The organism is Sphingorhabdus sp., assembly GCF_044239005.1.
Classification (GTDB): domain Bacteria; phylum Pseudomonadota; class Alphaproteobacteria; order Sphingomonadales; family Sphingomonadaceae; genus Sphingorhabdus_B.
In genome coordinates this window covers 1-18,558 of record NZ_JBIICH010000031.1, presented here as the reverse complement: position 1 = coordinate 18,558, position 18,558 = coordinate 1, and the positions used below count along the sequence as shown (strand labels likewise).

Annotated in this window: 19 protein-coding genes, 1 tRNA gene and 1 pseudogene; 12 read left to right on the top strand and 9 right to left on the bottom strand. The window is 56.2% G+C overall.

Features of this window, described 5'->3' with window-relative positions; translation table 11 throughout:
• Positions 1–384 precede the first annotated feature (384 nt).
• The 6 genes and pseudogenes from ACILQA_RS04170 to ACILQA_RS04145 form a co-directional block, all read left to right on the top strand.
• Positions 385–723 carry a helix-turn-helix domain-containing protein gene (locus tag ACILQA_RS04170; RefSeq protein WP_395628555.1) on the top strand — a complete coding sequence of 113 codons (339 nt, stop codon included), beginning with the start codon at positions 385–387 and terminating at the stop codon, positions 721–723.
• 84 nt (positions 724–807) lie between these two features.
• Positions 808–2,487 carry a tyrosine-type recombinase/integrase gene (locus ACILQA_RS04165; RefSeq protein WP_395628554.1) on the top strand — a complete coding sequence of 560 codons (1,680 nt, stop codon included), beginning with the start codon at positions 808–810 and terminating at the stop codon, positions 2,485–2,487.
• Between the two features lie 317 nt (positions 2,488–2,804).
• Positions 2,805–3,566, top strand: a complete 762-nt coding sequence (locus ACILQA_RS04160) for a tyrosine-type recombinase/integrase (RefSeq protein ID WP_395628553.1) — start codon at positions 2,805–2,807, stop codon at positions 3,564–3,566.
• Positions 3,566–4,369 (top strand): hypothetical protein, encoded by an 804-nt coding sequence (locus ACILQA_RS04155; protein ID WP_395628552.1) that lies wholly within the window; start codon positions 3,566–3,568, stop codon positions 4,367–4,369. Before ACILQA_RS04160 ends, ACILQA_RS04155 begins: the two co-directional genes overlap by 1 nt.
• Positions 4,370–4,457: 88 nt before the next feature.
• On the top strand, positions 4,458–4,628 hold the full coding sequence (locus tag ACILQA_RS04150; RefSeq protein WP_395628551.1) for a hypothetical protein: 171 nt from the start codon (positions 4,458–4,460) through the stop codon (positions 4,626–4,628).
• A 49-nt stretch (positions 4,629–4,677) separates the two neighbouring features.
• A pseudogene (locus tag ACILQA_RS04145) lies at positions 4,678–5,787 on the top strand (recombinase family protein); the annotation flags it as partial.
• A gap of 510 nt (positions 5,788–6,297) precedes the next feature.
• Here the strand turns inward: ACILQA_RS04145 and ACILQA_RS04140 are convergent.
• Positions 6,298–6,374, bottom strand: a tRNA-Arg gene (locus ACILQA_RS04140).
• A 195-nt stretch (positions 6,375–6,569) separates the two neighbouring features.
• Between ACILQA_RS04140 and ACILQA_RS04135 the strand changes: the two genes are divergently transcribed.
• From ACILQA_RS04135 to ACILQA_RS04125, 3 genes are read left to right on the top strand one after another with little or no spacing between them, the layout of a single operon-like run.
• The gene (locus ACILQA_RS04135) at positions 6,570–7,715 is read left to right on the top strand and encodes an acyl-CoA dehydrogenase family protein (RefSeq protein WP_395628550.1); all 1,146 of its coding nucleotides are present in this window, start codon (positions 6,570–6,572) and stop codon (positions 7,713–7,715) included.
• Positions 7,712–8,761, top strand: a complete 1,050-nt coding sequence (locus tag ACILQA_RS04130; RefSeq protein ID WP_395628549.1) for an enoyl-CoA hydratase/isomerase family protein — start codon at positions 7,712–7,714, stop codon at positions 8,759–8,761. The genes ACILQA_RS04135 and ACILQA_RS04130 overlap by 4 nt, the downstream gene beginning before the upstream one ends.
• Complete coding sequence (locus tag ACILQA_RS04125) at positions 8,758–9,531, top strand: enoyl-CoA hydratase (RefSeq protein WP_395628548.1); 774 nt, start codon at positions 8,758–8,760, stop codon at positions 9,529–9,531. The genes ACILQA_RS04130 and ACILQA_RS04125 overlap by 4 nt, the downstream gene beginning before the upstream one ends.
• 54 nt (positions 9,532–9,585) lie before the next feature.
• Here ACILQA_RS04125 and ACILQA_RS04120 read toward each other — a convergent pair whose 3' ends face one another.
• The 3 genes from ACILQA_RS04120 to dapB are packed head-to-tail and all read right to left on the bottom strand — an operon-like array spanning position 9,586 to position 11,399.
• Positions 9,586–9,975, bottom strand: coding sequence for a hypothetical protein (locus ACILQA_RS04120; RefSeq protein ID WP_395628547.1), 390 nt, complete (start codon positions 9,973–9,975; stop codon positions 9,586–9,588).
• Positions 9,976–9,990: 15 nt separating this feature from the next.
• Entirely contained in the window at positions 9,991–10,677 is a 687-nt protein-coding gene (nth, locus tag ACILQA_RS04115) for an endonuclease III (RefSeq protein WP_395628546.1), read from the bottom strand.
• On the bottom strand, positions 10,674–11,399 hold the full coding sequence (gene dapB, locus ACILQA_RS04110; RefSeq protein ID WP_395628545.1) for a 4-hydroxy-tetrahydrodipicolinate reductase: 726 nt from the start codon (positions 11,397–11,399) through the stop codon (positions 10,674–10,676). Before dapB ends, nth begins: the two co-directional genes overlap by 4 nt.
• 103 nt (positions 11,400–11,502) lie before the next feature.
• On the opposite strand from dapB, the gene ACILQA_RS04105 reads away from it, so the two are divergent.
• Positions 11,503–12,210, top strand: coding sequence for an NAD-dependent deacylase (locus ACILQA_RS04105; protein ID WP_395628544.1), 708 nt, complete (start codon positions 11,503–11,505; stop codon positions 12,208–12,210).
• Here the strand turns inward: ACILQA_RS04105 and ACILQA_RS04100 are convergent.
• From ACILQA_RS04100 to ACILQA_RS04080, 5 genes are read right to left on the bottom strand one after another with little or no spacing between them, the layout of a single operon-like run.
• Positions 12,199–12,963: a HesA/MoeB/ThiF family protein gene (locus ACILQA_RS04100; protein WP_395628543.1), complete on the bottom strand. Its 765-nt coding sequence runs from the start codon at positions 12,961–12,963 to the stop codon at positions 12,199–12,201. The genes ACILQA_RS04105 and ACILQA_RS04100 overlap by 12 nt on opposite strands.
• A complete protein-coding gene (dut, locus tag ACILQA_RS04095) occupies positions 12,960–13,409 on the bottom strand; it encodes a dUTP diphosphatase (RefSeq protein WP_395628542.1) in 450 nt (149 codons plus the stop codon). Before dut ends, ACILQA_RS04100 begins: the two co-directional genes overlap by 4 nt.
• Positions 13,390–14,673 (bottom strand): bifunctional phosphopantothenoylcysteine decarboxylase/phosphopantothenate synthase, encoded by a 1,284-nt coding sequence (locus ACILQA_RS04090; RefSeq protein ID WP_395628541.1) that lies wholly within the window; start codon positions 14,671–14,673, stop codon positions 13,390–13,392. Before ACILQA_RS04090 ends, dut begins: the two co-directional genes overlap by 20 nt.
• Positions 14,673–16,223 (bottom strand): 2-polyprenylphenol 6-hydroxylase, encoded by a 1,551-nt coding sequence (gene ubiB, locus ACILQA_RS04085; protein WP_395628540.1) that lies wholly within the window; start codon positions 16,221–16,223, stop codon positions 14,673–14,675. Before ubiB ends, ACILQA_RS04090 begins: the two co-directional genes overlap by 1 nt.
• Positions 16,224–16,234: 11 nt before the next feature.
• Positions 16,235–16,966, bottom strand: a complete 732-nt coding sequence (locus ACILQA_RS04080; protein ID WP_183941707.1) for a class I SAM-dependent methyltransferase — start codon at positions 16,964–16,966, stop codon at positions 16,235–16,237.
• A gap of 58 nt (positions 16,967–17,024) precedes the next feature.
• Here ACILQA_RS04080 and mutM point away from each other — a divergent pair, with 58 nt between their 5' ends.
• Both mutM and rpsT read left to right on the top strand, forming a co-directional pair.
• Positions 17,025–17,837, top strand: coding sequence for a bifunctional DNA-formamidopyrimidine glycosylase/DNA-(apurinic or apyrimidinic site) lyase (gene mutM / locus ACILQA_RS04075; protein ID WP_395628539.1), 813 nt, complete (start codon positions 17,025–17,027; stop codon positions 17,835–17,837).
• 108 nt (positions 17,838–17,945) lie between these two features.
• Entirely contained in the window at positions 17,946–18,209 is a 264-nt protein-coding gene (gene rpsT / locus ACILQA_RS04070; protein WP_183941705.1) for a 30S ribosomal protein S20, read from the top strand.
• The last annotated feature ends 349 nt before the right edge of the window (positions 18,210–18,558 follow it).

The window sequence follows — 18,558 nt, the reverse complement described above, 5'->3', positions numbered from 1 at the left end:
CTCTCCAACGATACCCTTATTGCTCGTGCGAGCGGGATTTTCAAAATGATCGCTAGCGGCAAAACATGAGTAACGGGGTTTGACGTTTCGTCCCATGAAAGCCTGCAGCCAGTTCTGTAACCAATTTCTGTCATAGCATGACACGGTGATGGGCGTATGCTTATAGAGGCGGTCTGAAAATCTTGGATGACCGATATTGGGCGCACAGCTGCCATTATACACCACGGAAAGCTTGTCAGGTTGGCTATATAGGCGTATCAGGGTTGTTATCGATGGCTTCGAAATTAGCTATATCAGCTTGATATATGGCTTGTCGCAAAACCCCCCACAACAATCCTTAGGTTATGCCGATGACCTGATATTTGGCATGTGCGACATTCGCATATGTTTGACAAAAATACCAAAAAGCTGGTGCGTGTTCCTGCCGCTTCAACATTGGATAGCAGCCAAGACCTTCCATCGTGGGTATACGCAAAGCCTGAGCCTATGGCTCACGCAGCAACGCCACAAGTGTCGGCGGACAACCCGGCCGACCTACTGACCAGATCAGAGGTGGCGCGATATCTACGGGTGTCCGATCGCACAGTCTCGCGCCTCATTCGCACAGGCCAATTGCCCGCTTCACGCATCGGACGAGCGGTCCGTATCCGACAATCAGACCTGCTCGATATGCTTGCTGGAAAGCCCAGTAATTATGTCGGTTTAGGTGACTGTCGTGAATAGGCTTAGCCCCATACAGGGTTGAAAATGTAGTATATGTACCCACGAATAACATCTTATGTCCGCTCCAGTCTTCACGAGGTTCAGATGACCCATAACGACCAACATAAACCAACCCTCGCAGATGCGCTTATTGCGCTATTGGAGGCGCCGCTGACCGACATACAGAAGCGGGATACGCGAAGCGCCGTGATGACCTTCTGCAAAGCGCTGGGTCTGTCGCCCGATGAAGTGCCTGCGAGCCCCATATATATCCGGCGTAAATTGGAAGGCATATCATATGTTGCGCTTGGGTACTCAAAGGGCCGCTGGAGCAATGTCAAAACCGGCGTGGCGCGTGCGGTCGGCCTTGTGGGCAAAAGCTATCCAAGCCGCAACACAACTCCGCTGCTGCCGCAATGGGCTGCGCTTTTGACGATGCTGCCGGCGTCCCTTAAACGGAAAGTTTCGGCGTGCGCGCGGTATCTCAGTGGCCTTGGTGTGGATGCAGATGCTGTGTCATTGAATGACCTGCATAGCTACCGCGATACCATATTGAACGATCGCATGCGTGCAAATGCCGAACAGGCATGGGACCATTTTTTGTGGGGGTGGAACCGTGCGGTTGATCAATTTCCAGACATATGGCCGCAAATCACAATCCCGCGTGTCGAGAAACGCGAGGTCTATGTCTACCCGTTCGCATACTTCCCAGCTTCGTTCGAAGCGGATGTGAACGCCTACGCTGATCGCATGCGTAATGTGAACTTGGACGACGATGGACCATTGCGTCCTTCACGCCCCGCGACCATTGCAACCCGTACCCGCCAGTTACGGACCGCTGCATCAGTGCTTGCCCGATCCGGCGTTGACCCTGCGACCATCACCGGCATCGCCCGTTTGGTCGAGGTCGATAACTTCAAGCTGATTTTGCACTTTCACATGGAGAGGGCTGGCGGCAAAACATCTGCCGGTGTTGCGCAAATGGCAGCCTGCCTGCGCAATGTTGCCCGCTACCACGTCAAGGTGGATGAGGAGCATGACCGAAAGATCAGTGCTTTGTGCAAAAGGGTATCTGTGCAGACAGGCGGGCTTACGGCCAAGAACCGTGAACGGCTTCGGCCGTTTGATGATGCAGAGCTTGTAAGGCAGTTCCTATGCCTACCAGACACCATCCGGCAACAAGTGGAGCGCGATAAGCGGGCGCCAGCACAAAAGGCGGTGTTGGCACAGGTGGCGGCTGCAATCGCGTTGCTGCAGGCAACACCTATCCGCAAAGCCAATCTTTGCGCGATCGATATTAACCGGCACCTCAAACAGCAGCGCAAAGAGGTCCATCTGGTCATCAGCGAAAGCGAGACCAAAAACAGGCATCCGGTTGATTTTAACATCCCGGAATATGCCTTGGATATCCTGCGCTGGTATATGAAAGAGTATCGGCCCTATCTGATGCGTGAACCAACTGATGCCTTGTTCCCAGGGCGTAATGGTCAGCACAAGACGGCCCATACGCTTGGCCTGCAGATTAAAAAGATCGTCTTTGAGTTTACCGGCCACACGTTTAACGTTCATCTGTTCCGGCACTTTGCTGGCAAGGTGTTCCTCGACCAGCAGCCGGGTAATTATGAGGTAGTACGGCAGGTACTCGGACACAAACGGCTGGATACTACGACGAGCTTCTACTCCGGGGCAGAAGCAAAGCGGGCAAGCGCTGTGTTCAATAATGTGGTTGATACGCTGCGCGCGCAACATGCACCCATTGCCTCCAAGCGGAGGTCGGACAAATGAGCGGCGGTCGGTATGGGCCGAACAAGACGCCGGAGCGGCGGTGTATGCCGCTTGCGCTTTGGCCGGAAGCTGACCGCACTGTCTGGCAAAATGCGCAGACCCCGGGGACCATTCTTGATGATCACCTCGGGGCATTGGCGCATCTATCCGTTGCATCCAACTTCAAAGTCGAACGGGGATATGGGCGGTTCTTGACCTACTGCAAAATATACGAGCCTGACTGCCTAGAGGAGGCCCCTACTGAGCGTATTGGCCCGCAGCGGGTAAAATCATATGTTAAACACCTCACTGACCTAGGTAATGGCACGCAGACCATCATGGCCCGCCTGCAAGATCTGGGCATTATGGCGTCCTTGTTAGCGCCTGAGCGGGACTGGTCGTTTATCAACCGTCTAGCAAGCCGTATCCGCGCGCGACACAAGCCTGCCCGCGAGAAAACCCGCATCTTGATGACCGACGAGTTGGCGCAGCTTGGTTTTGACCTCATGCACGCCGTGCAAGGGGGCGACAGCACATCTGATGCCGTGCAATATCGTGATGGGCTGATGATCGCCTTGCTTGCCTATGTCCCTATCCGGCGCAAGAACTTCACCGCGCTTGAAATCGGCAGCAGCATCGTTCGGCGACAGGGGCAATGGTTTATCCAACTTACGCCTGAGCAGACTAAAACCCACGCTTGGTTCGAGACGATAGTGCCACCAGTGCTTGAGCCATACCTTCAACGCTATCTCGATTTCTATCGTCCAATGCTTGTGGCCTGCAATGGCCGATGGCAAAGGCCAACAGGCGATTTCCTTTGGATATCGAACCATGGCTCTCCCATGACGCAGGATGGTCTCTATAGCCGGATCTGCCGGCACACAGGCGAACGGTTTGGCGAACATTGCTCGCCGCACATGTTCCGTGATGCTGCGGCCTCAACGCTCGCAACCGAAGCTCCAGAATATGTAAGGCTGGCAGCGCCGCTGCTCGGCCACCGCAGCTTCCAAACTACCGAGAGATACTACAGGCAGGCCAAAGCACAGGAAGGCCACGTTAGTTTTGTCAAAACAATTACCGCACTGAGGGGAGAAGGATAATGGCTAAGACAAACTCAATGACGGCTGAAGATATTCTGGCGTTAGCTGATCACATTATTTTGCCAGATGCGAAAGCGTTCAAGGAGCTCGCCAATCAGCATAAGCTTAACGATGAACAGGCTTGGGCGCTTACCCGAACCGTCACAAACGCGGTCGAAAAAGTGAAACGCCACGCGGAAAAACGATACGACACTCCAGACATTGATATAGTCATAGATCGAGCACAGACTATTCTTAATCTTCTAAACGAACTTCGTAATCAGATATCTAATGGTCGCAAGACACTGCAACACATCCAGACACCCGAAAACCTTGGGCTACTGGGCACAATGCTGTCATTCCAAGCACTCACCGAACTGAATCCCAAAATCGAGTTCGAACTCAACGTAAGCGATTTTGTCGCTGATCAGGCGCGCCTAAACTTACCCAACGGCGTAATCGACGTCGAACGCTACTTTGCGCAACACAAACAGATGTTTGATCTCAAAAATAGGGCTGATGTGCTCATTTTCATAATTGATAAAATGCGCGCGCAATTTGAGAGTTACCTTGCGGAAAGAGGTCAGAAAAAGCTCGGTGCACCAAGCAATTGGGTCCGCGACACCATCTTATTTGATCTGGCGTGCGATGCTAGCCGAATTCTCGGAAAGCGCCCGACGTCGTCGGTTGAGGGCTCTTTTGATAGGCTATGCATAAGTGTATTTGGCGCGATTAGGTTCGAGCCCGTAAATCAACATTCTGCTGTTGTTCGGATGCTCAAAAAATACCGCAACGAGGTTAAGTTTTGGAACGCTGACAAATGACGCGCTACGCTTTTAGTTGCACAACCATGTTCGGAATTCATGTGGTTCTGCCAATGGCAAGGGCATTCAAATCTGACATCGCGTATGCATGTCCAGTGGAACAAGCCCGAAACAGACAAGCGAGAAAGAGCCCGCTATTAGCGGTATTTCGCAATGCGTCGAGCTGGTTAATCTTGGATCCGACTTCCCGATTTCTAACGCCGAGCTTGACGCGCTTGAGCAGCTTTTGGGCGCTGACCTGCACCAACTACTCCAATAACTCACCAGCCTCCATTGCGGCTGGCCAAAGCCGTAACTGAGAGGCCAACATGGCATTTACAACTGCACCCTCCATCACCCAACCCAAACGCGTGGCGCTGTACCTCCGGGTAAGCACCGGACGCCAAGCAGAAGGTGATGTCTCAATCCCGTCGCAGCGCGATGTCACGCAGCGGTTTTGTGAAGCTCAAGGCTGGGAACTTACCTGCGAGTTTGTTGAACCCGGCGCTTCGGCCACCGATGACCGCCGTCCAGTGTTCAGGCGCATGCTAGAGGAAGCATCGCGCCCCGATCGCAGGTTCGATGTTATCTGTGTCCATGCCTTCTCGCGCTTTTACCGCAATGGTGCCGAGATGGAGCTCACCATTCGTAAGTTGCGCAAGCAGGGCGTCGAGGTCATCTCGATGACCCAACCAACCGGCGATGACCCGAGCCAGTTGCTCATGCGCCAGATCATTGGCATCTTTGATGAATACACCTCCCGCGAGAATGGCAAAAATGTGAGCCGCTCAATGCGAGAGTCGGCCAAGCAGGGGTTTTGGAACGGTGCCGCCGCGCCGCTCGGCTACTGCATTGTCGAAGCCGAAAGGCGCGGATCAAAGATCAAGAAGAAGCTCGCGGTTGATCCAGTAGATGCAGAGCTCGTGCGGCTGATCTTTACCCTGTATGCGTATGGCATCGATGGCGCTCCCCCGCTTGGGGTTAAGGACACGGCCAAGTGGCTCAACGCCAAAGGCTATCGCACCCGCAGAGGTGCAGCGTTCGGCGTGGGCCCCATCCATAACATCCTTACCAACCGGACGTACGCGCTAGGCATCTGCCTCTATGGCGTTCGCAATGGTCGGACCCAAGAACTCAATGACCCCGAGAGCGTAGTTGAGATCCCCGTGCCCACTATCGTGCCCTTGCCATTGTTCGAGGCGGTGCAGGCTAAGCTCGCCCGTAACAACCCCAAGGTCACAGCACCCCGCGTAGTGAACGGCCCAATCCTTCTCACTGGCCTTGCTGTGTGCGCTACCTGTGGGTCATGGATGACCCGCACCGGCACACGTCGCCGTAATCGCTCCTACAGCTATTACACCTGTGGAGGCTGTCACCAAAAGGGCCCGTCGGTCTGCAAGGGGCGGCATATCCCGCTGGCCAAGCTCGACGACCTCATCCTAACCAACGTCAAGGAACAGCTTCTCGCGCCTGAACGCCTCGAGGATATCCTATATAAGCTTGTGGAGCGGCGCACATCGCGCCAGACTGAGGTTGCCGAGCGGCGCTGTGCCCTTGAAGGCCAGCGCGACAAAGCCAAGGACAAGCTAGCTCGCCTTTACCGAGCCATTGAAGATGGTGTGGTGGAACTTGATGCAGACCTCAAGGACCGCATCCAAGCCATCAAGCAAGAGCGGGATCTGGCAGAAGCAGCAATCGAGAGGATCATCGATACGGCGGCGAGCCGAACCGAAATCACCCCTGCACGTCTGACGGCGTTCTCGGCTCTAATGCGCGACAAGCTCGAGACAGGCGATATCCACGCCCGTAAAGCGTACCTGCGCGCCGTTATATCCCGTATCGAAGTGGGTGATGAGAACATCCGCATTATCGGAGAAAAGACCAGCCTAGAGAAGGCTGTCAGTACCACACTAACCGGGAAAATCCCTGTTAGTGGTTTGGTACGTAAATGGTGCACCCAAGAGGATTCGAACCTCTGGCCTCTGCCTTCGGAGGGCAGCGCTCTATCCAGCTGAGCTATGGGTGCTTGTGGCGGTCGGTTAGCAGGCGGAGCGGCATCGCGCCAAGTTTTTTTTGGGCAGCTCCACTTTTTTACGAAGGGCGCGGTTTTACGGCGGATCGCACCCATCATTGCGCCATTGGATTTGCCCGGTGGCGCGATATGTGTGCTGCCCGAAGCTAATGGCTGGATAACTCAAAAACGCGATGCTACGGCGATGTTATGCACAACCAATTTGAATTGACGGACGATCAGATCGCCATCCAAGACATGGCGCGCAAATTCACCGCGGACGCGATTACGCCATTTGCTGCCGAATGGGATGAAAAGTCGCATTATCCGGTCGATGTCTGGAAAGCGGCTGGCGAACTTGGCTTTGGCGCCATTTACGTGTCCGAAGAATCAGGCGGCACTGGCCTTGGACGTTTGGAAGCTGCGCTGATCATGGAAGCGATGGCCTATGGCTGCCCCACCACAAGCGCCTTCATTTCGATCCATAATATGGCTGCGTGGATGATCGATTGCTTTGGCAGCGCGGAGCTTAAGGCGCGTTATTTGCCTGACCTTGTGTCGATGCAGAAAATCGCAAGCTACTGCCTCACGGAACCCGGCAGCGGATCGGACGCGGCAGCGCTGAAGACAAGCGCGCGGCGCGATGGTGACCATTATATCGTAAACGGTACCAAGCAGTTTATCTCCGGCGCGGGTTATAATGACGTCTATGTTGTCATGGTCCGCACCGGCGAGGAAAAGACCAAGGGGGTCACGTGCCTTGTGGTCGACAAGGATACGCCGGGCTTGAGCTTCGGCGCACCAGAGAAAAAGCTTGGCTGGAACGCTTCACCCACTGCGCAAGTGATCTTCGAAGATTGCCGCGTGCCGGTTGCCAATCGCGTGGGGGCGGAAGGTGATGGTTTCCGCTTTGCGATGATGGGCTTGGACGGCGGGCGCTTGAACATCGGTGCTTGCTCGCTTGGCGGTGCGCAACGTTGCCTCGACGAAACCATTGCCTACACCAAAGAGCGGCAGCAATTTGGCCAACCCGTTGCCGATTTTCAGAATACGCAATTCATGCTCGCCGACATGGCAACCGATTTGGAGGCCGCGCGTGCGTTGCTCTACATCGCTGCGGCCAAGGTCACGGCAAACGCACCGGACAAGTCGCGCTTTTCCGCGATGGCAAAGCGGCTGTCGACCGACAGCGGAAGCGAGATAGTGAACAAGGCGCTGCAGCTTTTCGGCGGCTATGGATATTTACGCGATTATCCTATTGAGCGTTTCTGGCGCGACTTGCGGGTGCATTCGATTTTGGAAGGCACCAATCAGGTCATGCGCATGATTATCGGACGGGATTTGTTACGCCAATGACCGATGATATTTTGCTTAAGGTCGAAGGACATGCCGGCTTCATTAGCTTGAACCGGCCATCGGCGCTCCACGCGCTGACATTGCCGATGGTGCATGCCATGACGGCGGCCCTGCTGCAATGGCGGGACGATCCAGCGGTGAAGTGCGTGGTTATTGATCATGCCGACGGGCGCGGTTTTTGTGCGGGTGGCGATATCGCCTTTTTGCGCAATTCGGCCATGAATGATGTCGGCGAATCCGGGCGTCAATTCTTCCACGACGAATATCAGCTCAACCATTTGCTGATTACTTATCCCAAGCCTGTTGTGGCGTTCATGGACGGTATCACCATGGGTGGCGGCGTTGGCATCAGCCAGCCTGCGCGTTTCCGCGTGGCGACCGAGAACACAAAATTTGCCATGCCTGAAACCGGCATTGGCTTGTTTCCCGATGTTGGCGGTGGATGGTATCTTTCGCGGCTTGAGGGACGTGTTGGCCAGTTTCTGGCGCTTACCGGCGCGCGTATCGCAGGCGCAGGCTGTCTGTCGCTTGGGCTGGCCACACATTATCTGACGAGCACTGTTCTAGCCGAGGCCAAGTCGCGGATCGCGACCGAGGATGTCGAACGGATTGACGGCATATTGGGAACTTTGTCGGTGACGCCGCCAGATTCCAAAATTATCGAGACAATAGTCCAGATCAACCGCCATTTTGCGTCTGATAAGCTAGAGGATATTCTCGCGAGCTTGGAAGGCGATGAAAGCGAATGGGCGATGAAAGAGCTGGCGACTTTGCGGACCAAAAGCCCGCAGACCTGCAAAGTTGCGCTGCGCCAATTGGCCGAGAGCCAAAAGCTCACTGACTTTGCCGATAATATGGCCATGGAATATCGTATCGCCAGCCGCGTGATTGTGCGCCCCGACTTCGCTGAAGGCGTGCGGGCGGTGATCGTGGATAAAGACAATGCCCCTAAATGGGAGCCCGCGACAGCCGAAGGCGTTACGGACGCACTGATCGATGCGATCTTTGCCCCATTACCCGCACACGAAGAATGGAAGCCCCTATGAGCTACGAAACGATATTGGTCGAACAACGCGGCGCGGTGACGCTCATCACGCTCAACCGCCCGCAAGCGTTGAACGCGTTGAACAGCCAAGTGCTGGCGGATCTCATTGCTGCATTTGCGGCTTTCGATGCCGATGACAGCCAGCGTTGTGCGGTGCTGACCGGTAGCGAAAAGGCATTTGCTGCGGGCGCGGACATTAAGGAAATGCAAAGCCAGTCATTTGCAGACATGTATGGCGGCAACTTTTTCGCCGGCTATGACCGCGTGACCGCGACCCGCAAGCCATGGATTGCGGCTGTGAACGGCTTTGCGCTTGGTGGTGGGTGCGAACTTGCCATGATGGCCGACTTTATCATTGCCGGCGACAATGCAAAATTCGGGCAGCCGGAAATCAAGCTTGCGGTCACCCCCGGCATGGGCGGTTCGCAGCGGCTAACGCGGGCGATTGGCAAGGCCAAGGCGATGGAAATGTGCCTGACGGGCCGCATGATGGACGCCCATGAGGCCGAACGTTCCGGCTTGGTCGCAAAGGTCGTTCCTGCGGCAGAGCTGGTCGACGAAGCCATCAAAACTGCGACAGCCATTGCTGGAATGGCGCCATTGGCTGCGCTGGCATGCAAGGAAATGGTCAACGCCGCGTTTGAAACAACGTTGCAGCAAGGCGTCTTATTCGAACGCCGTCTGTTTCACGGGCTGTTCGGCACCGAAGATCAGAAAGAGGGCATGGCCGCATTTGTCGAAAAGCGGCCTGGGAATTGGACCGGGAAATAGGGCCCAAAGGCGTTTGAGAACCTTTTTGGACGTCGCGTTAAAACCGGACCGACGCTATTTGCCGCTAAGCTTCTCTATCTGCTGAAACTTGCCAAGCCCGCATCCTGCACCTTCATATAGTCGGCCGCCTTGGTCGTGCAAAACATGCACAATATCGACGCTGCACAATTGGTTGATGGACGAGCGGTAGGAAAAACGCTCCTCGAATTTCAAACCGGGGCAGCTTTGTGGCAGGGTGTTGCGGTAAGTCTTGCCGCCCGCCATGCGGAAATCGATAGTGCGGCTATCGATGACTTTCGTTGACCGTATCTGCGATATCGTGACGCAGCTTTTGGGTTCGCCGACCGCTCTGGCGGGTTCGGGCGCTTTATCGCGGGAAAGCGAAATCGCGCCGCCGCCCGAAAGCAACGCCACAGCAGGAATGATCAACAGCATTTTACGCATAATTGCTCTCCAATGTTACGCGGCCGGTTTAACGGGGTCAGTCTGAACTGTAGCTGACTTGTTTTTGGGCAGCGCTGTTTTGGGTTTGAAGCGGCACAGGTCTGCGACCGGACAGCGCCAACATTCCGGCGTGCGTGCCTTGCAGATATACCGGCCGTGCAGGATCAGCCAATGATGCGCGCCAACACGAAACGGTTGTGGCGTCTTTTTATCGAGCGCCTTTTCCACGGCCAGCACGGTTTTGCCCGGTGCGATTCCGGTCCGGTTGCCGACACGGAAGATATGCGTATCGACGGCAAAGGTCTCTGCGCCGAAAGCGGTATTCATCACGACATTTGCGGTCTTACGCCCAACGCCGGGCAGCGCCTCAAGCGCGTCGCGGTCGGCAGGGACTTCGCCTGCATGGTCGCGGACCAATATCTCGGACAGGGCAATCACGTTTTTGGCTTTGTTGTTATACAGCCCAATGGTTTTGATATGCGCCTTCAGCCCTTCAAGGCCCAATGCCACCATCTGCGCGGGCGTTTTGACCTCCGCAAACAATGCCTTGGTGGCTTTGTTCACGCCGACATCGGTCGATTGGGCAGAGCAAGTGACCGCAACGAGCAATTGATAGGCATTGCCATATGCCAGCTCGGTTTCAGGCGCAGGGTTCGCCTCCGCCAGCCGGTGGTAAAATTCGAAGATATCTGCCTTTTTCAAAGACCAAGCACTTCTTGCATAGTGAACCGGCCGGCTTTTTGGCGGGTCAACCATGTTGCGGCCTTTACCGCGCCGCGCGCGAATATTGCGCGGGTTTCAGCGCGATGGACCAGCTCGATCCGTTCATGTTCGGACGCGAAAATAACATGATGGTCCCCTGCGACGCTGCCGCCACGTAAGGATGCAAAACCAATGTCCCCCGCTTTGCGCGCGCCGGTGATGCCGTCGCGGCCACGATCGCTATGTTGCTTGAGGTCGATGCCGCGTCCGCTGGCTGCGGCTTCGCCCAGCAGTAGGGCGGTGCCGGACGGCGCATCCACCTTATGCCGGTGGTGCATTTCCAATATTTCGATATCCCAATCGTCACCCAATTGGCGTGCGGCCTGCTGCACGAGCGCTGACAGCATCGTCACCCCCAATGAGGTGTTGCCCGTTTGCAAAACCGGAATGTCGCGCGCGGCGTCATCAATCAGGAAATGGTGGCGTTCCTCTAGACCCGTCGTACCAATGACGATCGGTTTGCCCGCAGCAACGCATGCATCAAGGTTCGCCTCAATTGCATGCGGGCTGGAAAAATCGACGAGCACATCACTGGACGCAACCAGCGCGGCAAGGTCATCGCCTTTGTCGACCCCGCCTGCATATTCCTGACCATCTGCTGCAATTGCGTCGACCAAAGCCTGCCCCATGCGGCCCGCGCTGCCAATGATTCCTATTTTCATAACCGTCACCCTGATATTGTTTCAGGGTCTTACTATATTAGGGAGCCGAAACAAGTTGTGCTGTGTACGACGTTAGCGGCAGCGGGTCGGTGAAGGAATGAATGTGGATCGCCAAATCAAAAACATCGTCATCCTGACAGGCGCAGGGGTCAGCGCGGAGAGCGGCATTGATACATTTCGCAGCGCGGGTGGATTGTGGGAACAGCATAAGGTTGAGGATGTCGCAACGCCCGAGGCCTTTGCCCGCGACCCTGACCTTGTGCTGCGTTTCTACGATATGCGCCGCGAACGCATTCAGCAGGTGGAGCCAAATGCCGCGCATTACGCGCTGGCGCGGCTTGATGCGGAATGGAGCGGCAATTTGCTTTTGGTGACCCAGAATGTCGACGATTTGCACGAACGGGCAGGGACCAAACGCTTGCTGCACATGCATGGGGAGCATCTGAACGCGTGGTGCACCGCGTGCGATGTACGCCATGGCTGGCGCGGCACATTGATTGACCGACCGGCCTGTCCATCGTGCGGCATATCTGGCCAATTGCGGCCTGACATCGTCTGGTTCGGTGAAATGCCCTACCGTATGGGTGATATCTACCACGCGCTGAACCGCGCTGATTTGTTTGTGAGCATCGGAACGTCCGGCGCAGTCTATCCCGCCGCCGGTCTTGTGCGTGAAGCGCGTCAAAACGGCATCGCCACATTGGAGCTAAACCTTGAACCATCGCATGGCAGTTCTTGGTTCACGGAATCGCGCCATGGCCCGGCGACTGAGCTTGTTCCAAAATGGGTGGACGAGATCTTAGGCGGTTAAGCCGCCGCAGCTGGAGCAGGCCGGGTCTTTGGGCAATTTGATGGACCGCATTGATGGCGTCAGTCCGTCGAACAGGTGCAGCTTGCCCTGCTGCGGCTCTCCAAAGCCCGTGAGCACGCGTATCGCCTCCATCGCTGCGAAGCTGCCCATAAGCCCGCACATCGCGCCCAGAACGCCTTGTGTGACGCAATCGTCGCAATCATCGGGGTCGTGGGCATCACCGACGAAGCAGCGATAGCATGGCGCGTCTGCCTGCCATCCTGTAAATGTGCCAATCTGTCCGTGAAACTGCCCAATCGCGGCGCTCACCAACGGCACCTTGACCGCAAGGCACAGGTCATTGACGATCAGGCGCGTCATAAAATTGTCGCTGCCATCGATCACCACATCGACGCCCGCCAATATGTCGGCGCGGGTGTCTTTGCCAATCCGCTGCCGAAGCGCGATGAAGGTGATGTCGGGGTTTAGCCGTGCCGCTGCCGCGCCAGCCGCTTCCACCTTAGCGGTGCCAATATCATGGTCGCTGTATAAAATTTGACGCTGGAGATTGGACAGCGCCACCACATCATCATCGACAACGCTGATCGTTCCGACGCCGGCTGCTGCCAGATATTGGATTGCCGGACAGCCAATGCCGCCCGCGCCAATGAGCAGGACATGGCTCGACAATAATTTGCTTTGACCCGCGCCGCCAATATCGCGCAACACAATGTGGCGGGCGTAACGGTCAAGCTGTTGATCGCTAAGCGTCATACGCCTGTTGAGCCGAAACCCCCAGCGCCACGCACGGTTTCGTCCAGGTCATCCACCTCAACCAAGTGGCCCTGGGTAACAGGTGCCACCACAATCTGTGCAATCCGGTCGCCTTTGTTGATCATAAAATCATCTTCACCCAAATTGGCCAGAATGACCTTCACTTCGCCGCGATAATCGCTGTCGATGGTTCCCGGTGTGTTGAGGCAGGTGATCCCATGCTTCAGCGCAAGGCCCGAACGCGGGCGCACCTGCACTTCATATCCATCGGGAATGGCAAAGGCAAAGCCGGTTGCGACCGCATGGCGCTTGCCAGCGCGCAGGTTCAGGCTTTCGGCGGCGCAAATGTCCATGCCGGCCGCGCCTGATGTTGCATATGCGGGCAAAGCCAAGCCCGCGCCATGGTTCAGGCGCTTGACGCGCACTTCAACTTTTTGCGAGCTCATCGGCGACCTTCTCCATCAATTTTCGTGCGATAATGTCCTTGGGGCTTTCCAGCCAGCTATCAACGCCTGCCTTCGTTACGATATGAAAGGCGTTGTTCTCACCGCCCATGACATCGCCTGATACATCGTTGGCGACAATCCAGTCGCAGCCTTTCTTCGCAAGCTTGGCCTGCGCATGGGCAATGATATTTTCGGTTTCTGCGGCAAAGCCGATCACGAGCTTCGGACGCTGTTTGTGTATGGCCAGGCTTGCAAGGATGTCCGGGTTTTCGGTCAATGCGAGCGGCGGAATGGCATTGCCATCTTTTTTGATTTTCTGGTCAGGCGCTTGCGCGGCGCGCCAGTCCGCGACAGCAGCAACCATGATTGCGGCATCGACGGGCAGGGCCTTCTCGACCTCGGCCTGCATCTCCAGCGCGGTTTCGACATCAATGCGCAAGACACCGGGCGGTGTCGGCAGGTGCACGGGGCCAGATATCAGTATAACCTCGGCCCCCAAATCAGCCGCTGCCGCTGCAATGGCAAAACCCTGACGCCCCGATGAGCGGTTGGCGATGTAGCGTACAGGATCGATCGCCTCATGCGTGGGGCCAGCGGTCACAAGCACGCGTTTGCCAAACAACGGACGATGTTCGACATCGGCAAATTCGGGTTGCGCGGTAAGCGGTGTTGCGCTTGGCATGGTGGTCGGCGAACGACCCGATGCCAGCTGCGTATTGAAGGGCACGCCCAGCATGCCGCAAATCTGTTCGGCTACCGCAGGCGGTTCGGGCAGGCGGCCCGGGCCGAATTCGCCGCACGCCATGGCCCCTTCATCCGGGTTCATGATATGGACGCCATCGGCGCGCAGTTGCGCCAAGTTGCGCTGCGTCGCGGGATGGTTCCACATGCGGACATTCATCGCCGGAACCGCCAGAACGGGTTTGTCCGTCGCGAGCAGAATAGTCGTCGCCAAATCATCCGCGATGCCAGCGGCCATCTTGGCAATGATATTGGCAGTGGCGGGACAAATCACCACAAGGTCGGCCTGACGGCTCAACTGAATATGCCCGATTTCGCGTTCTTCCTTCAGGTCGAACATGTCGCCATATACTTGGTCTTCGGTCATGACGCCCATCGAAAGCGGCGTGACAAATTCAGCCGCACTTTTCGTCATCACCGCGCGTACGGCAACACCCTGACGCTTTAGCAAGCGCACAAGTTCAAGCGCTTTGTAAGCGGCGATGCCGCCGCTGACGATCAGGAGGACGCGTTTTTCAGTCATCAGCTCAATCCCGCCGCCCACATGCCCGCAGCGCCAATGGCGCCTGCTAGTAAGGCCACCATGATGTAGCGCCAGCCATTGCTTTTGCCCTTACGTTCCCAAATCAGCTGCACGGGCGGAAGCGGGGGTGGTTCCGGCGCGCCGCCTTTGCGGGGAAGCTGTTCATCCAAGCGGCGAATGAGGTCGGGTATCATCTGTAAGGTTTCGGCTTGCTTGCGAATACCGTCGGCAAGCATGGCTTCAGGGCCAAGCTCTCCGCGAATCCATTCGCGCACATAGGGTGCGGCAACATCCCACATGTTGATGCTTGGGTTCAGCGAGGTCGCAATGCCTTCGACCATGACCATCGTCTTTTGCAACAACAGCAAATGCGGCTGCGTCTGCATGTCAAAGTCGCGGGTGATCGCGAACAGGCTGTCGAGCATTTGCCCGACCGATAATTCACTCACGGGCTTGCCGCGTGTCGGCTCGCCAACAGCGCGCAGGGCGGTCGCGAATTCATCGACATTATGGTAGCTCGGCACATATTGCGCTTCGAAATGGATTTCGGCGACGCGTTTGTAATTGCCGGTGGTCAATCCGTAGAGGATTTCCGCAAGCCAGAAACGCGCTTGCCGGTTGATGCGGCCCATGATGCCGAAATCGATGGCGACAATCGTGCCATCTGCCTGAACGAACAAATTGCCCTGATGCATGTCGGCGTGGAAGAAGCCTTCCGAAATTGCCTGCCGCAAAAATGTCAGCACGAGCTTTTCGGCCATTTTGTTCAGATCGTGGCCAGCGGCTTTTAATGCGTCGATGTCAGCAATCTTAACGCCATCGACCCATTCCAGCGTGAGCACGCGGCCAGACGTCCGGTCCCAATCAATGGTGGGGATCGTATAGCCGTCGACGGCGACCATGGCATCTTTCAGCTCTGACGCGCTCGCGGCTTCGCGGCGCAAATCCAGTTCGCGCAAGGTCCAGCGTTTCAGATTGGCGATGACAAGCTGCGGTCGCAAGCGTGCAGCTTCGCCGCCCAATGCTTCCAGATGTGCCGCGGCCCATTCATAGGTTTCGATATCGCGCGCAAATTGTTCGCGAATACCGGGACGAAGGACTTTGACAGCGACGTCTTTGCCGTCGGTTGTGCGTGCACGGTGCACCTGCGCGATGGAGGCTGCGCCTACCGGTACGGGGTCGATATATTCAAACAGCTCTGCAGCCGGTTTATTCAAGCTGCTGTCGATCTGTGCGTACACAAGATCGAACGGTGCGGGCGGCAGCTGATCCTGAAGTGACAGCAGATTGCGGGCCGCTTCCTCACCAATAATGTCTGGGCGGGTGGCCAGCGTTTGCCCAAGCTTGATGGCCGCAGGGCCAATGGCGCGAAAGGCGCCGGCATAATCGGGCACCTTGGGCTGAAGCGTCCCGATGCGCGCGATGCGGCAAAGGCGTTTTACTTGCGGCGGCGTGTTCCGGTCCGCTTCGATCGCGCGCAGCGCGCCGTGGCGCGCAAGAATGCGGCCCCATTTGAGCAAACGGAAAATATGGGTTGCGGGACGTGTCATCGGCGCGGAAGTTAAACCTTCCAGCCGCTATGAATGGCGACAAGTCCGCCCAAAATGGGTTCAACCTTCGTCTGCACAAAGCCTGCTTCGCCAATCATGCGCTTAAAATTTTGCATGTCGGGGAAACGGCGGATCGATTCGACGAGATATCGATAGCTGTCCTCATCACCCGCGATGGCTTTACCAAGCTTAGGGACAAGCTTGTCCGAATAGACGTCGTAAATTTGTGCGAGGCCAGGCCATTCAACGGTCGAAAATTCGAGGCAGAAGAAGCGGCCACCATAACGCAGCACGCGATGTGCCTCGCGCAGTGCCTTGGGAATGTCGGTGACGTTGCGGATACCGAACGCAATTGTGTAGGCATCAAAATGCGCATCGGGAAAGCTGAGCGTTTCGGCATTTTGCGGGGACCAGATCAGGCTGTCGATCCCGCGCTTCATCGCGCGCTCCATACCGACGTCCAACATGTCTTCATTGATGTCGGATACCGTGACCTGCGCGCCTGATTTTTCCATGCGGAACGCGATGTCGCCCGTTCCGCCCGCCATATCGAGGATATCTTCGCCCTCGCGCGGTTTCACACGGCGCACAAAGGTGTCTTTCCAAAGGCGATGCATGCCGCCGGACATTGCATCATTCATGATGTCATATTTGCGCGCGACATTGGAAAAGACGCCGCCTACGCGTTTTGTCTTTTCTTCAGGGCTAACCTGTTCATAGCCAAAGGATACCGTATCATTCATTCTGCAGCCTCTAGCCGATTGTTGCGCCAGCCGCAAAGGCTGTTAGGTGCAAAACGATATGCCAGAATTACCTGAAGTGGAAACCACAGTCGCCGGCCTGCGTTCGGTGCTTGAAGGCGAGATTATCGTGCGAGCTGAACCGCGCCGTGCGGACTTGCGTTGGCCCATCCCGGTCGACCTGCGTCAGCGGCTGACGGGCGCGCGAATCGATACGCTTGGGCGGCGCGCCAAATATGGCCTTATCCATACCGATCGTGAGGATACGCTGATATTCCATTTGGGCATGTCCGGACGATGGCGCGTTGATCCTGCGGAAATCGAAAAGCACGACCATTTCATTCTGGAAACAGCCAGCGGCCGGGTTGTCGCTTTGAATGACCACCGCCGCTTTGGTTCGCTCGATATTATCGATTCGGCCAAATTGGACAGCTATCGCTTTTTTGAAAAAATGGGGCCGGAGCCTTTGTCGCTGGCATTTGATGCAACTGTGCTGCGCGATGCGCTGCACGCCCGTACGGCCCCTATTAAGGCGATGTTACTTAACCAGAATATCGTCGCAGGCTTGGGCAATATCTATGTGTGTGAGGCGCTGCATATGGCGGGCATTGACCCGCGGGCGCCCGCCAGCTCGATTAGCAAGCCGCGGCTAGTGCGGCTTGTTGCGGCAATCAAAGAGGTGCTGACGGCGGCCATCGCGGCGGGCGGATCGACCTTGCGTGACTTTGCCGCACCCGACGGGGAACTTGGCTACTTTGCCAAGGATTGGCGCGTCTATGGCCGCGAAGGGCAGGACTGCGGTTGCGGCGCGCCTGTTCAACGGCGCGTTGATTCGGGGCGTTCGACCTTTTACTGCGCGAAATGTCAGCGATAGTGCGGTATTTCGAGGTTGACGAATCTGTTGGGCAGGGTTAAGGGCCGCTCCTTCAACGGACGTGTTTCATAAAGACGTCTCCGCAAATATCGAAATTCGAGGATAAAAATGGCCAATACGCCGCAAGCAAAAAAGCGTATCCGTCGCAATGCGCGTCGCACCGAAGTTAATGGCGCACGCGTCAGCCGCATCCGTACCTTCATCAAAAAGGTAGAGTCGGCGATTGAACTTGGTGACAAGTCGGCAGCCGCTGCTGCACTCGCTGCTGCACAGCCTGAATTGGCGCGTGGCGTATCCAAGGGCGTTCTGCACAAGAACACAGCATCGCGCAAATTTGGTCGCCTCACAAAGGCGGTTGGCGGTCTCGCTTAACCCATATTTCACAGGCTGGCTGGTCCGGCCTTAAAATTTGAAACCCGCCGTTTTCCCGGCGGGTTTTTTATTGCCCGCTGTCATAAAGACACAGGCGACGGATTTCCTGCGATTCGGAAGATATCCACAGGGGTTTTTACAAAAAAGTTAGCAAAATGAGATGCTTACAAATTAATTAACGCATTTGCTTGGCTGTCGCCGAGTCAATGCCATTTATTTCAGTTTTTTTGCAGCGCTGCACTTGATCGACTCGTTTCGAGCGGTCTAAGAAACTGTTTCCAGCAATGCATGACGACAGTCGGGCAGTGCCTCACATGGAGAATCAGACATCGCGACTGCTGCATTTGGC

Excerpts from the sequence above, each read along its gene's own strand:
- ACILQA_RS04170 (WP_395628555.1), top strand. The coding sequence starts at position 385 with ATGTTTGACAAAAATACCAAAAAGCTGGTGCGTGTTCCTGCCGCTTCA.
- ACILQA_RS04165 (WP_395628554.1), top strand. The coding sequence starts at position 808 with ATGACCCATAACGACCAACATAAACCAACCCTCGCAGATGCGCTTATT.
- ACILQA_RS04160 (WP_395628553.1), top strand. The coding sequence starts at position 2,805 with ATGGCCCGCCTGCAAGATCTGGGCATTATGGCGTCCTTGTTAGCGCCT.
- ACILQA_RS04155 (WP_395628552.1), top strand. The coding sequence starts at position 3,566 with ATGGCTAAGACAAACTCAATGACGGCTGAAGATATTCTGGCGTTAGCT.
- ACILQA_RS04150 (WP_395628551.1), top strand. The coding sequence starts at position 4,458 with ATGTCCAGTGGAACAAGCCCGAAACAGACAAGCGAGAAAGAGCCCGCT.
- ACILQA_RS04135 (WP_395628550.1), top strand. The coding sequence starts at position 6,570 with ATGCACAACCAATTTGAATTGACGGACGATCAGATCGCCATCCAAGAC.
- ACILQA_RS04130 (WP_395628549.1), top strand. The coding sequence starts at position 7,712 with ATGACCGATGATATTTTGCTTAAGGTCGAAGGACATGCCGGCTTCATT.
- ACILQA_RS04125 (WP_395628548.1), top strand. The coding sequence starts at position 8,758 with ATGAGCTACGAAACGATATTGGTCGAACAACGCGGCGCGGTGACGCTC.
- ACILQA_RS04120 (WP_395628547.1), bottom strand. The coding sequence starts at position 9,975 with ATGCGTAAAATGCTGTTGATCATTCCTGCTGTGGCGTTGCTTTCGGGC.
- dapB (WP_395628545.1), bottom strand. The coding sequence starts at position 11,399 with ATGAAAATAGGAATCATTGGCAGCGCGGGCCGCATGGGGCAGGCTTTG.
- ACILQA_RS04100 (WP_395628543.1), bottom strand. The coding sequence starts at position 12,963 with ATGACGCTTAGCGATCAACAGCTTGACCGTTACGCCCGCCACATTGTG.
- dut (WP_395628542.1), bottom strand. The coding sequence starts at position 13,409 with ATGAGCTCGCAAAAAGTTGAAGTGCGCGTCAAGCGCCTGAACCATGGC.
- ACILQA_RS04090 (WP_395628541.1), bottom strand. The coding sequence starts at position 14,673 with ATGACTGAAAAACGCGTCCTCCTGATCGTCAGCGGCGGCATCGCCGCT.
- ubiB (WP_395628540.1), bottom strand. The coding sequence starts at position 16,223 with ATGACACGTCCCGCAACCCATATTTTCCGTTTGCTCAAATGGGGCCGC.
- ACILQA_RS04080 (WP_183941707.1), bottom strand. The coding sequence starts at position 16,966 with ATGAATGATACGGTATCCTTTGGCTATGAACAGGTTAGCCCTGAAGAA.
- mutM (WP_395628539.1), top strand. The coding sequence starts at position 17,025 with ATGCCAGAATTACCTGAAGTGGAAACCACAGTCGCCGGCCTGCGTTCG.
- rpsT (WP_183941705.1), top strand. The coding sequence starts at position 17,946 with ATGGCCAATACGCCGCAAGCAAAAAAGCGTATCCGTCGCAATGCGCGT.